Source organism: uncultured Allobosea sp., assembly GCF_945957345.1.
Classification (GTDB): Bacteria; Pseudomonadota; Alphaproteobacteria; order Rhizobiales; family Beijerinckiaceae; genus Allobosea.
Map to the genome: position 1 here is coordinate 78,263 of NZ_CAMFKW010000001.1, position 18,147 is coordinate 96,409.

At 67.3% G+C, this 18,147-nt stretch carries 16 protein-coding genes; 11 read left to right on the forward strand and 5 right to left on the reverse strand.

Annotation, left to right across the window (positions count from 1 at the left end; all coding sequences use genetic code 11):
• Nucleotides 1-85 precede the first annotated feature (85 nt).
• The 11 genes from Q0Q36_RS00355 to Q0Q36_RS00405 all read left to right on the forward strand — a co-directional run bounded on the left by Q0Q36_RS00355 (nucleotide 86) and on the right by Q0Q36_RS00405 (nucleotide 13,400).
• Nucleotides 86-1,792 carry a class I adenylate-forming enzyme family protein gene (locus tag Q0Q36_RS00355; protein WP_293794747.1) on the forward strand — a complete coding sequence of 569 codons (1,707 nt, stop codon included), beginning with the start codon at nucleotides 86-88 and terminating at the stop codon, nucleotides 1,790-1,792.
• The gene (locus Q0Q36_RS00360; RefSeq protein WP_293794748.1) at nucleotides 1,789-3,237 is read left to right on the forward strand and encodes an amidase; all 1,449 of its coding nucleotides are present in this window, start codon (nucleotides 1,789-1,791) and stop codon (nucleotides 3,235-3,237) included. Before Q0Q36_RS00355 ends, Q0Q36_RS00360 begins: the two co-directional genes overlap by 4 nt.
• On the forward strand, nucleotides 3,234-4,079 hold the full coding sequence (locus Q0Q36_RS00365) for an amidohydrolase family protein (protein WP_293794750.1): 846 nt from the start codon (nucleotides 3,234-3,236) through the stop codon (nucleotides 4,077-4,079). Before Q0Q36_RS00360 ends, Q0Q36_RS00365 begins: the two co-directional genes overlap by 4 nt.
• 214 nt (nucleotides 4,080-4,293) lie before the next feature.
• Nucleotides 4,294-5,130 (forward strand): alpha/beta hydrolase, encoded by an 837-nt coding sequence (locus Q0Q36_RS00370; protein WP_293794752.1) that lies wholly within the window; start codon nucleotides 4,294-4,296, stop codon nucleotides 5,128-5,130.
• Nucleotides 5,131-5,326: 196 nt separating this feature from the next.
• A complete protein-coding gene (locus Q0Q36_RS00375; RefSeq protein ID WP_293794754.1) occupies nucleotides 5,327-6,415 on the forward strand; it encodes a LacI family DNA-binding transcriptional regulator in 1,089 nt (362 codons plus the stop codon).
• 79 nt (nucleotides 6,416-6,494) lie between these two features.
• Nucleotides 6,495-7,370 carry a carbohydrate ABC transporter permease gene (locus Q0Q36_RS00380; protein WP_293794756.1) on the forward strand — a complete coding sequence of 292 codons (876 nt, stop codon included), beginning with the start codon at nucleotides 6,495-6,497 and terminating at the stop codon, nucleotides 7,368-7,370.
• Entirely contained in the window at nucleotides 7,360-8,193 is an 834-nt protein-coding gene (locus Q0Q36_RS00385; RefSeq protein ID WP_293794757.1) for a carbohydrate ABC transporter permease, read from the forward strand. Before Q0Q36_RS00380 ends, Q0Q36_RS00385 begins: the two co-directional genes overlap by 11 nt.
• 24 nt (nucleotides 8,194-8,217) lie before the next feature.
• Nucleotides 8,218-9,504, forward strand: a complete 1,287-nt coding sequence (locus Q0Q36_RS00390; RefSeq protein WP_293794759.1) for an extracellular solute-binding protein — start codon at nucleotides 8,218-8,220, stop codon at nucleotides 9,502-9,504.
• Between the two features lie 74 nt (nucleotides 9,505-9,578).
• Nucleotides 9,579-11,018, forward strand: a complete 1,440-nt coding sequence (locus Q0Q36_RS00395; RefSeq protein ID WP_293794761.1) for an FAD-dependent oxidoreductase — start codon at nucleotides 9,579-9,581, stop codon at nucleotides 11,016-11,018.
• 1 nt (nucleotide 11,019) lies between these two features.
• Nucleotides 11,020-12,675: an FGGY-family carbohydrate kinase gene (locus Q0Q36_RS00400; protein WP_293794763.1), complete on the forward strand. Its 1,656-nt coding sequence runs from the start codon at nucleotides 11,020-11,022 to the stop codon at nucleotides 12,673-12,675.
• Nucleotides 12,672-13,400: an SDR family oxidoreductase gene (locus tag Q0Q36_RS00405; RefSeq protein ID WP_293794765.1), complete on the forward strand. Its 729-nt coding sequence runs from the start codon at nucleotides 12,672-12,674 to the stop codon at nucleotides 13,398-13,400. Before Q0Q36_RS00400 ends, Q0Q36_RS00405 begins: the two co-directional genes overlap by 4 nt.
• Before the next feature lie 232 nt (nucleotides 13,401-13,632).
• Here Q0Q36_RS00405 and Q0Q36_RS00410 read toward each other — a convergent pair whose 3' ends face one another.
• The 5 genes from Q0Q36_RS00410 to Q0Q36_RS00430 form a co-directional block, all read right to left on the reverse strand.
• Nucleotides 13,633-13,827 carry a hypothetical protein gene (locus Q0Q36_RS00410; protein WP_293794767.1) on the reverse strand — a complete coding sequence of 65 codons (195 nt, stop codon included), beginning with the start codon at nucleotides 13,825-13,827 and terminating at the stop codon, nucleotides 13,633-13,635.
• 67 nt (nucleotides 13,828-13,894) lie between these two features.
• Nucleotides 13,895-14,149, reverse strand: a complete 255-nt coding sequence (locus Q0Q36_RS00415; RefSeq protein ID WP_293794768.1) for a DUF2171 domain-containing protein — start codon at nucleotides 14,147-14,149, stop codon at nucleotides 13,895-13,897.
• 102 nt (nucleotides 14,150-14,251) lie between these two features.
• The gene (locus Q0Q36_RS00420) at nucleotides 14,252-14,434 is read right to left on the reverse strand and encodes a hypothetical protein (protein ID WP_293794769.1); all 183 of its coding nucleotides are present in this window, start codon (nucleotides 14,432-14,434) and stop codon (nucleotides 14,252-14,254) included.
• Between the two features lie 203 nt (nucleotides 14,435-14,637).
• Nucleotides 14,638-16,659 carry a cache domain-containing protein gene (locus Q0Q36_RS00425; protein ID WP_293794771.1) on the reverse strand — a complete coding sequence of 674 codons (2,022 nt, stop codon included), beginning with the start codon at nucleotides 16,657-16,659 and terminating at the stop codon, nucleotides 14,638-14,640.
• A complete protein-coding gene (locus tag Q0Q36_RS00430) occupies nucleotides 16,652-18,052 on the reverse strand; it encodes a sigma-54 dependent transcriptional regulator (RefSeq protein WP_293794773.1) in 1,401 nt (466 codons plus the stop codon). Before Q0Q36_RS00430 ends, Q0Q36_RS00425 begins: the two co-directional genes overlap by 8 nt.
• Nucleotides 18,053-18,147 lie beyond the last annotated feature (95 nt).

Genomic DNA, 18,147 nt, shown 5'->3' on the forward strand with positions numbered 1-18,147 from the left:
CGCCACGCTCTCAACCGCGTACGAGCACAGACGGAAAACATAACTTCCTGACCTGTTCGACGCGAACATGCCTTTCGAGATGCCAATGCCGCCCCTTCCCGCCGAGAGTGAAATGCCCGTCTGGGCCGATGCCTATGTGGCGCGCCTGGCCGCGCTCGATGTCGCGGCGCGGCATCGCGAGATGGAGCGCTTCAGCTTCCCCCGCAATATCGGGACCCTGCTGCGCGAAGCGGCGGCCGAGACTCCGGACGGGCTCGCCTGGAACTTCTTCGAAACCGGCGAGACGATCACCTATGCCGCGCTCGATGTGGCGGTCGACCGGATGGCCGCGGCGCTCGCCTCCTTCGGCGTGACGCGCGGCATGAAGGTCGGCGTCATGCTGCCGAACTGCCCGCAGATGCCGATCGTCTGGCTGGCGCTGGCGCGGATCGGCGCCGTGATGGTGCCGGTCAACCTGCGCTATACCGGCCGCGAGCTCGCCTATGTGCTCGGCGATGCCGGCGCCGAGGCGCTGGTCATCCACGATGAATGCGGCCCGCAATATCGCGAGGCGGTGGAGGTCGCCGAGGCCGGGAAGTTCCCGCGGCCTCACCGCATCCTGCGCATGGCCGCCGAGGAGACGCAGGAGAGCCTGCTGCCGCCGGGCGCCATGACGCTCGAGGCCCTCGTCGCTTCGGTGCCAGAAGGCGCGCGGCATGACGGGCCGGAGCCCGCCCATGACGACCTCATGAACATCCAGTACACCTCGGGCACGACCGGCTTCCCCAAGGGCTGCATGCTGACGCATCGCTACTGGCTGGGTGCCGCCTTCGTGAACGGCTTCCGCGATGCCAAACGCCTCCGCCGTGTGCTCGCCTCGACGCCGTTCTTCTACATGGACCCGCAATGGCTATTGCTGCTGTGCTTCTACCAGCGCGGCACGCTCTTCGTCGCGAAGCGTCAGAGCGCCAGCCGCTTCGCCGCCTGGCTGCGCGAGCACCGCATCCATTTCTGCCTGTTCCCGGAGATCGTCTTCAAGCAGCCGGAAACGCCCGAGGACGGCAACACCGAGCTGATGCGAGCCAACATCTACGGCCACCGCAAGGAGGTGAACGCGGCTTTGCGCAAGCGCTTCAACGCCCCGGCGATGGAGGCTTTCGGCATGACCGAGGTCGGCCCCGGCCTCTACATGCCTCTGAATGCGCTCCACATGGTCGGTTCCGGCTCCTGCGGCATCCCCGCCCCGTTCCGGCAGGCGCGCGTCGTCGACGAGGAGGGCAAGGATATCCCGCGCGGCGAGATCGGCGAACTCGTGCTGAAAGGTCCCGGCCTGATGCTCGGCTATTACAACCGCCCCGAGGCCAATCGCGACAGCTTCTTCGGCGAATGGTTCCGTACCGGCGATCTCTTCCGTCAGGATGCCGAGGGCTATTTCTATATCGTCGGCCGCCTCAAGGATATGGTGCGGCGGGCCGGCGAGAACATCGCGGCGCGGGAAGTCGAGACCGTCTTGCGCAACATGGACGAGATCGAAGAGGTCGCGGTTGTCCCGGTGCCGGACGACCTGCGCGGCGAGGAGGTCAAGGCCTATGTCCTGCCGGCCGCCGGTATCAACGGCAGCGACGACCTGATCGGCCGGATCGCCAGGCATTGCGAAGCCAATCTCGCCGCCTTCAAGATCCCCCGCTACATCGCCTTCGTCGACGACATCCCGCGCACCGCCTCGCAGAAAGTCGCGAAGACGGCCTTGACGGCCGGGGTCGCCGATCTGCGTCTCGGCGCCTTCGACAGGGTGGAAGGAATCTGGCGATGAGCATGCCCCTCTGGAGCCGCAGCGCGGCCAAACTCCTGCCCGAGCTGCGCTCCGGCGCGCTCAAGGCCGAGACGCTGATGAGCTCCGTGCTCGGCCAGATCGAGGCCCGCAACGCGCCCGTCAACGCCTTCTCCCATGTCGCGACAGACAGCGCGCTCGACGCCGCCCGTGAGGCCGACCGTAAGCTCGCGGCCGGCGCTGAGCCTGGCCCGCTCCACGGCTTGCCCTTCAGCGTCAAGGACTTGGTCGCCGTCGCCGGCATGCCGCTCGAATACGCCTCGCACGCCTTCGCCGGGCAGGTCGCCGACAAGGATGCCGAAGCGGTCGCCCGCCTTCGCCGGGCCGGCGCGATCCCTTTCGCGAAATCGACCACCCCGGAATTCGGCCACAAGGTGCTGACCGATTCCCCGCGCCAGGGCATCAGCCGCAATCCCTGGAACACCGACTATAGCTGCGGCGGCTCCAGCGGCGGCGCGGCCATCGCAGCGGCGATGGGCTTCGGCCCACTCCATCTCACCTCGGACGGCGCCGGCTCCGGCCGCATCCCGGCCTCCTGCTGCGGCGTCGTCGGCCTGAAGCCGAGTTGGGGTGCTGTGCCGCACGAGACCACGACGGACTTGTTCGGCTCGCTGACCTGCCTTGGCCAGATGGGCCGCACGGTCGCGGATGTCGCGCTGATGTTCAACGCGATGAAGGGTCCCGACCGGCACGACCCGCTCTCCTTCGGCGGCTCGGCCGAGCCCGTCCGACTTCCCGAGAATCCCGTCGCCACCCTCAAGGGCCTGCGCTTCCGCTACGCTCCCCGGACACTCAATCGCTGGGTCGCCTCGGCGGTGGAGGCTGCGGTCGGCGAGACGGTCGAACGCTTGCTGACAGCCGGCGCCGAGCAAGTGGCGATGCTGGATGACATCATCTTCGACACACCCTCGGCCCTCGTGCTGATGCGCGCCTACCAGCATGCCCGCTTCGGCACACTGCTGGAGGAGCACGGCGAACGCATGGACCGCACCGCCCGCCTCGGCCTCACCCTGCAGCCGGAAGCGCAGACCTATACGCGCCTCGCCCATGCCCAGCGCGCCCGCTCCGAGATCTACCGGCAGGTGGAACGCCTCTTCGACGGCGCGGATGTCTTCATCACGCCGACCGTCGCGACACCGGCCCTGCCGATCGGCCAGCAATCGGACGGCCCGCTCGTCGTCGACGGCATCGACCACGGCGCGCTGCGCGACGCCTGGTATCCCTACACCATCCCCTACAATGCCAGCGGCCACCCGGCCCTCTCCGTGCCCTGTGGCATCAGCCCGGACGGCCTGCCGATCGGCCTCCAGATCGTCGGCCGCTGGCATTCCGAGACCCAGCTTCTGGCCGTCGCTGCAGCGATCGAAGCGCTGAAGCCATGGGCCGCGAATTGGCCCGCCCTCTCCGGCAAGGAGCAGCATTCGTGATCATCGACTACGGCAGCCGTCCGCCACTCCCGGCCTTCGGCCCGAAGGGCGCCGAGCATCTCAAGCGCTATCGACAGGTCTATGCCGCCAGCGAGACTGCGGCCGAGCCGCAGCAGGACTTCGCCGGCTATCTCGCGGAATACGACAAGGCCGGCGTCAGCCATGTCTGCGTGAAGGCGCGCGACCTAGAGACAACCTATGGCTGGCGCATCAGCAACGAGGATGTCGCCGATTTCTGCCGCGAGCAGGGGCCGCGCTTCATCGGCTTCGCCGGCGTCGACCCCAACAAGGGCATGACGGCGGTGCGTGAGCTCCACCATGCCGTGCGCGTGCTCGGCTTGCGCGGTCTCAACCTGCAATGCTTCGAGCACCACCTCGCGATCAACGACCGGCGGATGTATCCGCTCTATGCCAAATGCATCGAGCTCGACATCCCCGTGAATATCCATTGCTCGATCAATTTCGCGACCTCGACACTGATGCGCTACGGTCACCCGTCCCTGCTCGACGAGGTGATGGTCGATTTCCCGGAATTGCGGGTCTGCGCCTCGCCGCCGGGCTTCCCCTGGGTGCACGAACTGATCGGCGTCGCCTGGCGCCACCCCAATGTCAGCATCGGCCTCGTCGCCGTCCGGCCGAAATACCTGCAGGTCGCGGGCTCCGGCTATGAGCCGCTCCTGCAATACGGCCGCACCGTGCTGAAGGACCGCATCATCTTCGGCAGTGCTTACCCGCTCGGCCCGATCGCGCGCACCATCGCCGAGATCAGGGCGCTCCCGATCGGCGAGGAAGTGGAAAGGCTCTGGCTCCACGACAACGCCAAGCGCTTCCTGCGGCTTTAAGGCTGGCGGCGCCGGAAAGCTCCCAGCCGCGAGGGCGTGATTCAGCGGGTGTACAGCGGACGCTAACGCTGCAATATCGGCTGGAGCCCGCATGCGGCGGGGCTCGAACCGGAACCCACGACTGACCACGGACATCGCAACGGTGCCGGCGCCGCCTGCGGCCCGGGATCATCGATGCGAAGCTCGTGTTCGGCGCTCAGGAAGGACATTGACCATGGCATTTGTCACGACCAAGGACGGCGTCGAGATCTTCTACAAGGACTGGGGACCGAAGGACGCCCAGCCGATCATGTTCCACCATGGCTGGCCGCTGAGCAGCGACGACTGGGACGCCCAGATGCTGTTCTTCCTGCACAAGGGCTATCGCGTCGTCGCCAGCGACCGGCGCGGCCATGGCCGCTCGGCCCAGGTCTGGGACGGCCATGACATGGACCATTACGCCGCCGACGCCTCGGCCGTGGTCGAGCATCTCGACCTCAGGAATTCCGTCCATATCGGCCATTCGACCGGCGGCGGCCAGGTCGCGCGCTATGTCGCGAAACATGGCGAGCCGCAGGGCCGTGTCGCTAAGGCGGTGCTGGTCTCGGCCGTGCCGCCGCTGATGGTGAAGACGGCCGGCAATCCCGGCGGCCTGCCGATCGAGGTCTTCGACGGCTTCCGCAAGGCCCTCGCCGACAACCGGGCGCAGTTCTTCCTGGATGTGCCGACCGGCCCGTTCTACGGTTATAACCGGCCGGGCGCGAAGGTCGACGAGGGCGTGATCCGGAACTGGTGGCGCCAGGGCATGATGGGCAGCGCCAAGGCCCATTACGACGGCATCAAGGCCTTCTCCGAGACCGACCAGACCGGCGACCTCAAGGCGATCAGCGTGCCGACGCTCGTGGCCCATGGCGACGACGACCAGATCGTGCCGATCGGCGCCTCCGCCCATGAATCGATCAAGCATCTGAAGAACGGCACGCTCAAGGTCTATCCGGGCTATCCGCACGGCATGCTGACCACCCATGCCGAAGTGCTCAACGCCGACCTGCTCGCCTTCGTGAAAGGCTGAGCCCGCCTGACATCCCATCGGGGCGACCGTAACGGTTGCCCCTTCGGCGCTCCTCCCTCTGCGCCGCGCGATCCATTCGTCCCGTGAGAGCGGGGAACGGACAAACCGTCCCGAATAAATTTTCGCAAAGCGCAGCTTGTCTCGGGACGCCACGCCTGTTAAACGTTTTTCTGTAAAACGTTTAACAGGCGACTTGATGGACAATGGGCGGGTCACGATCCGGGATGTCGCGGCGCGCGCCGGCGTGTCCATTGCAACCGTTTCGAACGTCTTCAGCGGCAACAAGCCGGTCAATGCCGACTTGCGCGAGCGCGTACTGAAGGCTGCCGAGGAACTCGCCTACCAGGTCGATCGAGCCGCCTCGCAACTGCGCTCGGGCCAGGCCCGCGTGGTCGGCGTCCTCGTGCCCGACCTCGACGACGTCTTCTTCACCTCGCTGGTCTCGCAGCTCGAAGTCCTCGCACAGAAGGACGGCTACGACATCCTCGTCGCCAGCTCCCGCGACGATCTCGGGCTCGAGCAGTCGCGGCTGCGTACCCTGCTGGCCTGGCGCCCGTCCGGGCTGATCGCCGTGCCCTGCTCCGACGCCGTACCGGACGCACTGCGCAACGAGATCGGGCGTCTGCCCATCGTTTTCGCCGACCGCGTGCCGCCCGAAGGATCGCTCGTCGACACCGTGGCGATCGACAACCGGGAGGCCGGCGAGATCGCAGCCCGCCACCTCCTCGCCAAAGGCCATCGCGACCTCTTCGTCGCGGCTTCCAGCCTCGCGATCTCGCCGATCCGCGAGCGCGTCCGCGGCGCCTGCGAACTGATCCGCCGCACGCTCGACCGCGAGCCGACCGTGATCGAGCTCGGCTCGAATGCCGATCGCGGCGCCGCGACCTTCCTGCACTGGCTCGAACGGCACCCGCAGCCCAGTGCCGTCATCGCGCTCACCAATGTCACGACGCTGAGCACGCTCTCGGCGCTGGCCCGGATGCGGATCGATATCCCCGATCCGGTCTCGGTCGTCGGCTTCGACGATTACCCCTGGATGAGCGCCCGCAAGACCGGGCTGACCGCGATCCGCCAGCCGATCGCCGAGATCGCGGAAGCGGCCTGGAGCCGCCTGCGCGCCCGCATGGCCGGAGACGCAGGCCCGCCGACCCATTGCGTGCTCCAGGCCAGCCTGCAGACCCGCGATTCCGTAAGCGATCTCGCCGCCGGCGCCGAGCATGGCGACAGCCACGACCCGCCGCCGGCATCGGAAAGACCTGCCGCTTCGCTCAAGGCGGTGCACTGACGAAGACAGCCTGCGGACGCCACGCGTCCGAGCCACCGGGCCGACAGAGCCCGGAGCAAAGAAGTCCTGGAGGAAACGCGTGCAGCTTCAACGAACGGCACGGCTATTGCCGCTGCTTGCGCCGGTGCATCTGCTCATCCTGAGCGTCATCGTGCTGCCGTCGCTTTATGTCGTCTGGCTGAGCCTGAACACGTCGAGCTTCGGCCAGGCGCCGAGCTTCGTCGGCCTGCGGAACTACTGGCGCGTCCTGACCGACCCCGCCTTCCATAGCGCACTCTGGAACACCGTCGTCCTCGTCGTCGTCGCGGTGCATCTGGAACTCGCCGTCGGCCTCGGCATGGCCCTGCTCTTCGCCAGCGGCCTGCCCTTCCGGCGTTTCCTGCTCGTCGCGGTGCTCGCGCCCTATGCCGTCAGTGAAGTCACAGCCGTGGTGATGTGGCGCTTCCTGTTCGACCCCGATGCCGGGCCGATCACGCTGGCGCTCCGGGCTCTGCACCTGCCGACGCTCGACTGGTCCTTCGAACCCTCGCACGCGATGATCCTGATCGGCCTTTTGACGATCTGGCTGCACCTGCCCTTCACCTTCGTCATCGTCTATGCCGCCCGCCTCGCCATTCCCGCGGAGCTGTACGAAGCCTCCCGGATCGACGGCGCGACGCGCTGGCAGGCTTTCCGGAAGGTAACGCTGCCGCTGCTCGCCCCGGCAATGCTGATCGCCCTGCTCTTCCGCTACATCTTCGCCTTCCGCCTGTTCTCGGAGGCGTGGCTCCTGACCAAGGGTGGCCCTGCCCGCTCGACCGAGGTCGTGGCGATCTACCTCTATCAGGAGGCCTTCAGCTTCAACGCCTTCGGTCCGGCTGCCGCCACCGCCTGGATCATGGTGCTGGCCTCGCTGCTGCTCGCCGGCGCCTATGTCTTCCTGCTCAAGCGCGGAGGTGTCGCCCATGCGCGCTGAGCGCCTCCTGATCGGGCTGGGCAAGGCGCTCGCCGTCGCGGCGATCCTGTTCTGGTCGCTGTTCCCGATCCTGTTCATCGCGATGTCCTCGCTGAAGCCCGGCCAGGACATCTTCGCGGTGCCGCCGAAATGGCTGTTCACGCCGACCTTCAAACACTACGCCGAGCTCTGGCGTTCCTGGGGCGTGTTCTTCGAGGGGCTGCTCAACAGCCTGCTGATCACGGTGGGGGCAACGCTGCTCGCCATCGTCGCCAGTGCCTGCGCCGGCTATGTCTATTCGCGTAATTCCGGCCGCTGGCTCGGCGCGAGCCTGCTCGGGCTCATCGTCGTCCGCCTGATCCCGCCGATCGTGGTGACGCTGCCGCTCTTCCCGATCGTGAACTGGCTCGGGCTCAGCGACACCCATCTCGTCCTGATCCTGCTCTACGCGACCTTCTTCGTCTCGCTCGGCACCGTGCTGATGCGCACCTTCATGGACCAGATTCCGCGCGAGCTGGACGAAGCAGCCGCGATGGACGGGGCAAGCCGCCTTACCATCCTGCGCAAGGTCATCGCGCCGCTGGCGATGCCGGGCATGCTCGCGGTCGCGGTCTTCGTCATCGTGTTCTCGTGGAACGAGTTCCTCTTCGCCTTCATCTTCACCGCGACCAAGGCCAAGACCGCGCCTCTCGTGATCTCCGAGATGATCGGCTCCATCGACGGCGTCGATTGGGGGATCCTCTTCGCCGCCGCGACGGTGCAGCTCGTGCCCGTCCTTCTCTTCGTCGTCTTCATGAACCGCTACCTCGTGGCCGGTCTCACCGCCGGTTCGACGAAGGGGTAGCCAACCACAAGAGGGAGGCAGACCATGTCGAACAAGCCTGAAACCAAGCTCACTCGCCGTGCCTTCTCCGCCGGCGTCGCCGCGGCACTCGCCATTGGCCCAGCGCGCGCCGCCGGCAAGACGCTGAACGTGCTCAGCCACAAGGTCCACCAGACGGTGCTCGGCAGCGGCGATGGCGACCTGATGGCCGGCTGGCGCAAGGCCAACGACGCCGAGATCGCCTTCGCGACCTTCGATTCCAATCCTTTGCAGGACCGGCTCTTCCGCGAGGCCAGCCTGAAGGAGACCGAATACGGCGTCGGCTATCTCATCGACAACCGGCCGACCTCGCAGATCGCCGCGCTGTTCGAGCCGCTCGGCCCCTATCAGGACAAGGACGCGATCGAGGATTTCGGCGATATCGCGCCCGGCCTCGTGCAGGGCATGACGGTCGACGGCAAGCTGATCGGCATTCCCGTCCGCCATGCGACGCAAGGCCTGTTCTACAACGAGGCGCTGCTGGAGGAGGCCGGCATCACCGCCCCGCCGGCGACGCTGGAAGAGCTGATCGAGCAGGCGAAGAAGACCACCTTCACCGCCAAGGCCGGCACGCCCGTGACCGGCATGGTGCTGGCGAGCGACCTCGCCGTCTTCCCGGTGATGTTCGCCCGCGCCTATGGCGGCGATTTCATCAGTCCCGATCTCAAGCTGGTGCCGAACCGCGAGGCGCTGGAGCAGGGGCTCAGCGCGCTGCGCGGCATGTTCGAGGCGGGCAGCCTGCCGCGCAGCTATGCGACGACCAAGAATGACGATCAGGTCACCTGGCTGCAGCAGGGCCGCGCCGCCTTCACCGTGCTGCCCTTTGCCCGCGGCGCGCAGCTCAACAATGCCGAGCAGAGCAAGTTCCCCGGCAAGATCAAGGCCGTGCCCTTCCCCGGCTCCAAGGCGATCGAAGGCAAGATGCCGATGGCCTCGGTCGTCGAGGCCTGGGCGATGGCGATCCCGAAGAACGCCAAGGACAAGGCGCTGGCCTGGAGCTTCATCAAGGAGGTCTCCAGCAAGCGCGTGACGCTGGGCATGGCGCTCAACGGCAACGGCCCGGTGCGCGTCTCGACCTATGCCGACGAGAAACTGAAGGCCGGCAACGCGCTCGCCGCCGTCGAGGCCAAGGTTCTGGCGACGGCGCGCGGCGCCTTCCCACCCTTCCCCGAGGCCGCCCGCGCGCAAGCGACCTTCCTCGAGGAAGTCCAGCTCGCCGTGCTCGGCCGCAAGCCGGTCAAGGACGCCGTCTCCGCCATCATCGAACGCGTCAAGCCGATGATGCCGGCCTGATCGCACACTCGGCCTGAGGGGCTCGTTGCCCGGCAGGCCTTTGCCCATTCGCTACACCCTGAAGGATCTTCATCATGTCGACCGCCGCGACCCGCTTCATCGAGGAGCCGGCCCGCTCCATCCCCGTCTCCGCCGAATATGACGTGCTCGTCGTCGGCGGCGGCCCCTCGGGCCTCACCGCCGCGCTCGCCGCCGCCGAGGACGGCCTGCGCGTCGGGTTGATCGAGAGCCGCAGCTTCGTCGGCGGCAACATGACGATCGGCCTGCCGGTGCTCGGCTTCCTCGGCCAGAAGGGCAACCAGATCATCGACGGCCTGCCGCAGAAATTCATCGAGCGCCTGCGCCGGGAGCGCCAGGGCGCAAGCGAGCACCGACCCTGCCCGCTCCATATGGGCATCACGCTGGTCGAGCCTGAAGCCGTGAAGACGGTCGCGCTGGAGATGCTGACGGAAGCCGGCGTCGACGTGCTGTTCTACACCTTCTTCGCCGGTGCGCTGGTCGAGAACGACACGATCCGCGGCGTCATCACCGAGAGCAAGAGCGGCCGCAGCGCCATCCTCGCCAAGGTCGTGATCGATTGCAGCGGCGATGCGGACGTCGCCTACAGCGCCGGCGTGCCGACCGAGAAGGGCAACGAGCATGGCGGCATGCAGCCGCCGACGCTGATGTTCTGCCTCGCCGGCGTCGACACCGATGCGCTGCGCCTCTCGATTGCCAATGCGCCTCCCGCCGCGCGGACCTATCTCACCGACTTCATCCCGGCCGAGTATTTCGGCCAGAACCACCAGTTCATCGTGGTCGGCATGCGCGAGCTCATGGCCAAGGCCAAGGCCGAGCGCGGCCTGCAGATCCCGAACGAGCGCACCATCATCATCACCGGCCTGAAGAAGGGCGAGGTCTGGATCAACATGACCCGCGTCAAGGGTACGGACGGCACCGATGCCCGCAGTCTGACCAAGGGCGAGATCGAGGGCCGCGCCCAGATCGACGATATCGTCACCTATCTCGTCAATTACGTGCCGGGCTTCGAGAAGGCCTATTTCACCAAGACGGCGCCCTTCCTCGGCATCCGCGAGACGCGCCGCATCCGCGGCCAATATGTGATGACGCAGGAGGACGTGCTCGCCTGCGCACATTTCGACGATGCCATCGCAGTGGCGAGCTATCCGATCGACATCCACCGTCCGTCCGACGATGGCTGCACGCTGATCTGGTGCGGCGACTGCTACGACATCCCCTATCGCTCGCTGGTGCCGCAGAAGATCGCCAACCTCCTGGTTGCCGGCCGCAGCATCTCCGCGACCCATGAGGCGATGGGCGCGATCCGCGTCATGGCGACCTGCATGGCGATGGGCGAGGCGGCCGGCCGCGCCGCCAAGATCTCGGTGCGCGGCAACCGCCCGCCGGCCGATATCGACGTCGGGGAATTGCGCCGCCAGCAGCTCGAACGCGGCGTCTACCTGCGCAACCCGGACGGCACCCGCGCCGGGCCGCCGAACCGCGCCGCGGCCTGATATGGCCGGCCACTTCATCGGCATCGATGTCGGCACCGGCAGCGCCCGGGCCGGCATCTTCGACCGGACGGGACGCATGCTCGCGACGGCGAAGCGCGACATCGCGCTCTATCGCGACGGGCCTGATTTCGCCGAGCAGTCGAGCGCGGATATCTGGCAGGCCGTCTGCGCCAGCGTGCGGGAGGCGATGACGCAGTCTGGGCTCAGGCCGGACGAGATCGCCGGCATCGGCTTCGACGCGACCTGCTCGCTGGTCGTGCTCGGACCGGGCGGGAAGCCGCTGCCGGTCGGAGCGCATGGAGATGCCGACCGCGACATCATCGTCTGGATGGATCATCGCGCCATCGACCAGGCCGAGCGCATCAACGCGACCGAGCATCCGGTCCTCGCCTATGTCGGCGGCACGATCTCGCCGGAGATGGAAACGCCGAAGCTGCTTTGGCTCAAGGAGAACTTGCCCGCGAGCTATCACACCGCCTGGCAGTTCTTCGACCTGCCGGATTTTCTGACCTGGCGCGCGACAGGCTCGCTGGCGCGCTCGACCTGCACGGTCACCTGCAAATGGACCTATCTCGCCCATGAAGGGCACTGGGACGAGAGCTATTTCCGTAAGATCGGCCTGGGCGATCTCGCCGATGGCGGCTTCGCCCGCATCGGCACCGAGATCGTTCCCGGCGGCACCGCGCTCGGCAACGGGCTCACCGAACAGGCTGCCGCCGAACTCGGGCTGAACCCCGGCACCCCCGTCGCCGCCGGTCTGATCGATGCCCATGCCGGCGGTGTCGGCTCGGTCGGCGTGCACTCGCCGCACGGAACGGCGCTGACCCGCATGGCCTATGTCTTCGGCACCTCGGCCTGCACCATGGCGAGCAGCGCCGAGCCGATCTTCATCCCCGGCATCTGGGGGCCCTATTTCTCGGCGATGGCGCCGGGCCTCTGGCTCAGCGAAGGCGGCCAATCCGGTGCCGGCGCCGCCATCGAGCAGCTCATCGGCTTCCACCCGGCAGCGCCCGAGGCGCAGCGCCTCGCCGAAGGCGAAGGGCTGTCATTGCCCGACTGGCTCGCGGCGCGAGCAGCCCGACATGTGGCCACCCCCTCGGAAGCGGCCTGCCTCGCCAGCGAGATCATCGTCGTGCCGGACTTCCTCGGCAACCGCTCGCCCCATGCCGATCCGCAGGCGCGGGCGGTGGTCGCCGGGCTCGGCATGGAGCGCGATCTCGACCATCTCGTTGCGCTCTATGTCGCCGGCCTCACCGGCATCGGCTACGGCCTGCGCCAGATCATCGAAGCCAGCCGCGCCAAGGGCGCGGTCATCGAGGCGATCGTGCTCAGCGGCGGTGCGGGCCGCCATCCACTGATCCGGCAATTGCTGGCGGACTGCTCCGGATTGCCGCTGCTCGCGCCCCACGAGGTCGATCCCGTCCTGCTCGGCTCGGCCATGCTCGCAGCCACGGCCGCGAAAACCTTTCCCGGCCTCGGCGAGGCCATGACCGGTATGGCGCCCGGCGCCACCGTCTTCGCCCCGGCCGGTGGCGACATCGCCGAGCTGCACGCCCGCCGCCTTGCCGCTTTCGAAACGCTGCAGGCGGCCGCCCGCACAGCCCGCACGCTCATGCAGCCCGCGCGCCATCAAGCTCTATCGGAGACCTCGACGTGACCCAGGACCTGACCGGAAAGACCGCCGCGATCACCGGCGCAGCCTCGGGAATCGGCCTCGCCTGCGCGAAGCGCCTGCTCGCGGCCGGCGCGCGCGTCATCCTGGTCGATCGCGACGGGGAGGCGCTGGCGCGGGCCTGCAAGCCGCTCGGCACTGCGGCCATTCCGCTCGTCGTCGACCTGACCGACCGCGCCTCCGTCGCCGGCATGCTGCCGGCGATCCTCGACAAGGCCGGTGCGCTCGACATCTTCCATGCCAATGCCGGCTCCTATGTCGGCGGGCCAGTCAGCGAAGGCGACCCCGATGCCTGGGACCGGATGCTCAACCTCAATGTCAACGCCGTCTTCCGCAGCATCCATGCGGTGCTGCCGCATATGATCGCGCGCAAGACCGGCGACATCCTCGTCACCAGCTCGGTGGCCGGGATCGTCCCCGTGGTCTGGGAGCCCGTCTACACCGCCTCGAAACATGCGGTTCAGGCCTTCGTCCACACCCTGCGCCGCCAGGTCATCCCACATGGCCTGCGCGTCGGCGCCGTGCTGCCCGGCCCGGTGGTGACTGCCCTGATCGCCGACTGGCCGCAGGCAAAGCTCGATGCCGAGCGTGCCCGCGGCGGCCTGATCGAGGCCGAAGAGGTGGCGGAGGCCGTGCATTTCATGCTGACCCGCCCGCGCAATGTCACCATCCGCGATCTCGTCATCCTGCCGCAGAGCACGGACCTCTAGACGATCATCGCGTCACCGGAGCAACAGCCTGCATCGTGGCCGGGACCCCGGCGTCCGCGATGGGAGCGAGCTCGCGGTGCAGATTATTCTAGCCTCGCTTCTTCTTCGGGGAGCCGATGCCTGGCGAGCCGTCGCCGGACAGTCTGGACGAGGCGGCAGCAGCAGGCGGCTCGGCTGCCGCGGCAGCCGGCGGGTTGACCAATGGCGAGGCCTGCCCGTCCGAAAACCAGCCTCAATCCATGTCGCGGAAGGCATGACCTGCGCTGGCGACGCCTTCGATCACGCTCGGTGGCAGCAGATCCGCGGCAGCGGTCCCGTCGAAAAGCCATTCCTTGGGATCGGCAAAGTCCGGCAGTTTCGCGCCGCTGGCGACGTAGAGCCCGATCGCAGGCTTCCTGGCGTTGAGATAGAGATCATATTGCTGCATCGGAGCCATCCTTTATTCGGACAAGACGGCCGCGATCCCCCGCGTGCGAGGATCGCGGCCGGAAGCGTCAGAGGTTCACCGGCTTGCCGGAGGGCTCTTCCTCCAGCGTCACGGCGATGTCCGCATTGGCGGAGAGGCGCACCTTGCTGCCTTCGACGCCGGCGACGAAGCCGAGCTCGATAAAGTGGTGATGGCCTTCATGCCGGCCGTAGGAATCGCTCTTCTTGAGCTTGATGCGCTCTCCCTCGACGCGGTCGACCGAACCGACATGCACACCGTCGGCCCCGACGACCTCCATGCCTTCCTTGATCCTGTCCTTCATCGCGCCTTCCTCCTGGGTTGAAACCTGTCCATCGTCGAGCCCCGTGCCGGAAGACGGAGGCCCCGCCCGCCATTGCGGGTCGGAGCGATAACCGCCAGCCGCTCAGGCCAGTTCCAGATCGCCCTCGTCCACCATCGCCAGCTTCTTGCCGTTGAAGATCAGGCTGCCCTTGCCGGCCGGGAGCTTCGCGGCCGCAGCGTCGTGCACGCCTTCCTCACGCGTCGCCAGCGACCGGGCGGACTGGATGAAGCCCTTGGCGCGATCGGCGTATCGTTCAGCATTCATCGCATGGCCTTCCGGAACACTGTTGAACCAGGGCTCATGCCGGCGATTTCAGGCAAACCGGCTGCGCCCCTGCATTGTGTGGGGAGCAACCGCTATGCCAAGGCCGGCATCGAATGAATTCAAGGCGATAGACGGAAATCTAGCAGGACTCCGGACAAACTGTCGAGGCGCCACGGGACAATCTGTCCCTGCGCCTGATGGCATCAGCGGGCGGCGGGCAGCCAGATCGTGAAGGTCGTGCCGAGGCCCGGCTCGCTCTCGACCGAGATCTTGCCGCCCTGCCGCGTCGCCAGCATCTGGCTGATCGACAGGCCCAGCCCGGTGCCTTCCCGCTGCTTGGTCGTGAAGAACGGATCGAAGACCTTGCGCATTACCTCCGGGGTCATGCCCGTGCCGGTATCCGAGACGTGGATCGCAACCCCATCCTGGCCGTCCATGTCGCAGTCGAAGGTGCGCAGGCCGAGGCGGCCGCCATCCGGCATCGCATGAATGGCATTGACGATCAGGTTGACCAGGACCTGCTGAAGCTCGGTGCGATTCATCATGATCGGCCGGATCGCCCGATCCTCGCGCTCGACCTCGATCGTGCTTTTCTTCAGGAGATGCTGCACCAGCGGCAGCGTGTCGGAGATGATGCCGGCCACGGCATAATGTTCGGTATAACCGGCATATTCCTGAGGTTTGGCGAACTGGAGCAGCTTGGTCACGATCTCGGAGACGCGATCCATCTGCTGCTCGATCAGCCGGAACTCCGTCTGCGCCTGACGGGCCTCTGCGCCCATCAGCTGGCGGATCACCTCCAGATTGCCCTGTATGACAGCGATGGGATTGTTGATCTCATGGGCGACGCCGGCGGTGATCTCGCCGATCGCGGCGAGCTTCTCGGACATCACGAGCTGCCGGGTCGTCGTCTCGAGCTGCGTCGTCGTGAGCTGGAGGGCGCGGGCGCGCTCCTCGACGCGCTGATTGAGCTCCTCGTTCCATCGCCGCAGCTCGGCGTCGCGCTCCTGCACCAGGTCGAGCAGATGGTCGAGATGAAGCGCGACTGCGCCGATCTCGTCCTTGCCGGCGACGGGGCCGGTGCGCGCCGCAGGATCGCCGCCCCGAACCCGCGCGATAGCGTCGCTCATGCGCTCCAGCGGCCGGAAGATGGCGCCGGCCCAGTGCAGAAACAGCGGCACCGTCGCGAACAGGGCGATGAGGAAAGCCGCGGCGATCGCCAGCAAGGTTTCCCGCTTGGCCTCGGTGAAGGGCTTTTCCAGGAACCCCGCATAGAGCATGCCGACGCGGCGGCCGGCGCTGTCGAGGATCGGCTCGTAGGCCGAGACGTACCAATCGTCGACGACGAAAGCGCTGTCGCGCCAGACCCTGCCCTGGTCGAGCACGGCGCTGCGGACCTCGGCCGAGACGCGCGTCCCGATGGCTCGTTGCCCCTCGAACATCCGCACGTTGGTGCTGACCCGGACATCGCCGAGGAAGAGGGTGACGGTCCCCCGGCTGCCCTCCGGCAGGCCGGAGCCGTGATAGATCAGGTCGTTGATGCCATCGACGAAGGGCAGGTTCCGGTTGAGCAGGATGCCGCCGACGAGGGCGCCGCGCTTCCCGCCGGGCAATTCAACCGGGCTCGCGCCCTGCAGCATCAGCCCGCGCGGCTCGACCGAGGCGGCGCCGGCGACGCTGCTCTCTGTCGAAACGATCTCGACGCGGGCGCGCAAGGCGAGTTCCAGAGAGATCGCGGCAAGGTCGGCTTCGTCGAAGACCTCGATGCCGGCCTTTGGATGTCCCTTGAGGGCGGAGCCGATGACCGGCCAGTTCCAGCGGATCGGGGCGGTCCCCATCGGACGGTCGCTGACGACGACTCGCCCGTCATCGGCGACGACATAGAGGAAATCGAGGCCTCGCTCGGCAGCGACATTCGCGAGGAAGGCCGCGAGCGCGCCATTCGGCGCTTCGTCCCGGCGCAGCAGATCCTGGAAGCGCGCCGCCTCGGTAACCGCGGTGAGCTGCCCTTCCGTCGTGTCGCGGATGCGTGCGAGATACTGATGCGCGATCGTAAGGTCGTCATTGACCTTGGACAGCATCATCGCGTTGAAGCGCAGGTTCCAGCGGTAGATACCGATGCCGAGCAGGAGCGGCAGGACGATCAGCATCGGCACCAGCGCGATCGCCAGCAGGCGATAGCGCACGGACCGGCTGCGGCCGCCCCGCTCCGCCGCGCTAGACATTCCAGCTCACGCATTTGCGGTCGATGGTCTTGCGCGAGATGCCGAGCCTGCGCGCCGCCGCCTCGCGGTCGCCGCCGAGCTCACGCAGAACCGCGAGGATATGTCGCCGCTCGACATCGGCCAGCGTCTGCCGTCCCGCCTCCCCTGTAGCTTCGCGGCGCTCGATGCCGCTGCCCAGCCCGGTCGGAAAGGTACCGAGAATGACGGCCCGCTCGATCAGGTTGCGCAATTCGCGGATATTGCCGGGCCAGTCATAGCGCCGGAGCATGGCGCGCACCCGCTCGTCGATCGCGACCGGCGGCATGCCGAGCTGGCGGGAAAACTCACGCATGAAGATCGCGGCGAGATCCAGCACGTCGTCGCCGCGCTCCTTCAACGGTGGCAGGGCAATCTGCACGACATTCATGCGGAAATAGAGATCGGCGCGGAAGGAGCCCTCCTCGACCCGCCGTTCCAGATCGGCATTCGTGGCGAAGACGAAGCGCGCATCGAAGGGCACCTCGCGCTCGGAACCCACCGGCCGGACGCGGCGATCCTCCAGTACGCGCAGCAGCTTGCTCTGCAGCGGGAACGGCAGATCGCCGATCTCGTCGAGGAAAACGGTGCCGCCATGGGCATGCATGAACAGCCCTTCCCGCGCCCGGCCGGCGCTGGTGAAGGCGCCCTTCAGATGGCCGAACAATTCGCTCTCGATCATCTCGGCGGGAATAGCCGCGCAATTGATCGGCACGAACAGCTTGCCGGCGCGGTTCGACATGGCATGGATCGCGCGCGCCACGACCTCCTTGCCGGTGCCCGACATGCCGGTCAGCAGGACGGATGTCGGCAATGGCGCGACCCTGGCGACGGTGTCGCGCACCTGCTGGATTGCCCGCGAATTGCCGAACAGCCTGTCGCCAGGCAGCGGTTGGTATCCCGGCGAGCGCAATTCATGCCTGAGCACGTCGTTCTCGCGCTGCAACCTCGCCTGGTCAAGGCAGCGCGACACCGCGTTGAGCAACTGGTTCGAGCGGAACGGCTTGAGCACGAAATCCACCGCGCCGGCGCGCAACGCCCCGATCGCGGTCTCCAGATCGGCATAGGCCGTCATCAGGATGACATCGGCGAAGAAGCCGGCGGCGCGCTGCTCGGCGAGCCAGGCCAGGCCGTTCTGGCCGGGCATGATGTTGTCGAGGATCACGACGTCGAAGGGCTGTTCCTCGACCTTTCGCGAGGCCTCCTTCGCGCTCTCCGCCTCCTCGATCCGCTTGCAGCGCGGGCCGAGCAGCTTGACGAGGAAATTCCGCATGCCGGGCTCGTCGTCGACCACCAGGATCGACGCACCGGCCAGCCACGGGCCGAATTCGGCGTCGACGGCGGACTCCATGCCGGCCTGGCCTTGCTCAACAGACATTCCCGTCCTTCCCCCACCGCCCCCGAAGGCAGCGGCCCGCGCCACGCCGTCAGGCCAGCGATATCGCCTCGTCGAATGCCTTGCAGAGCGCGGCG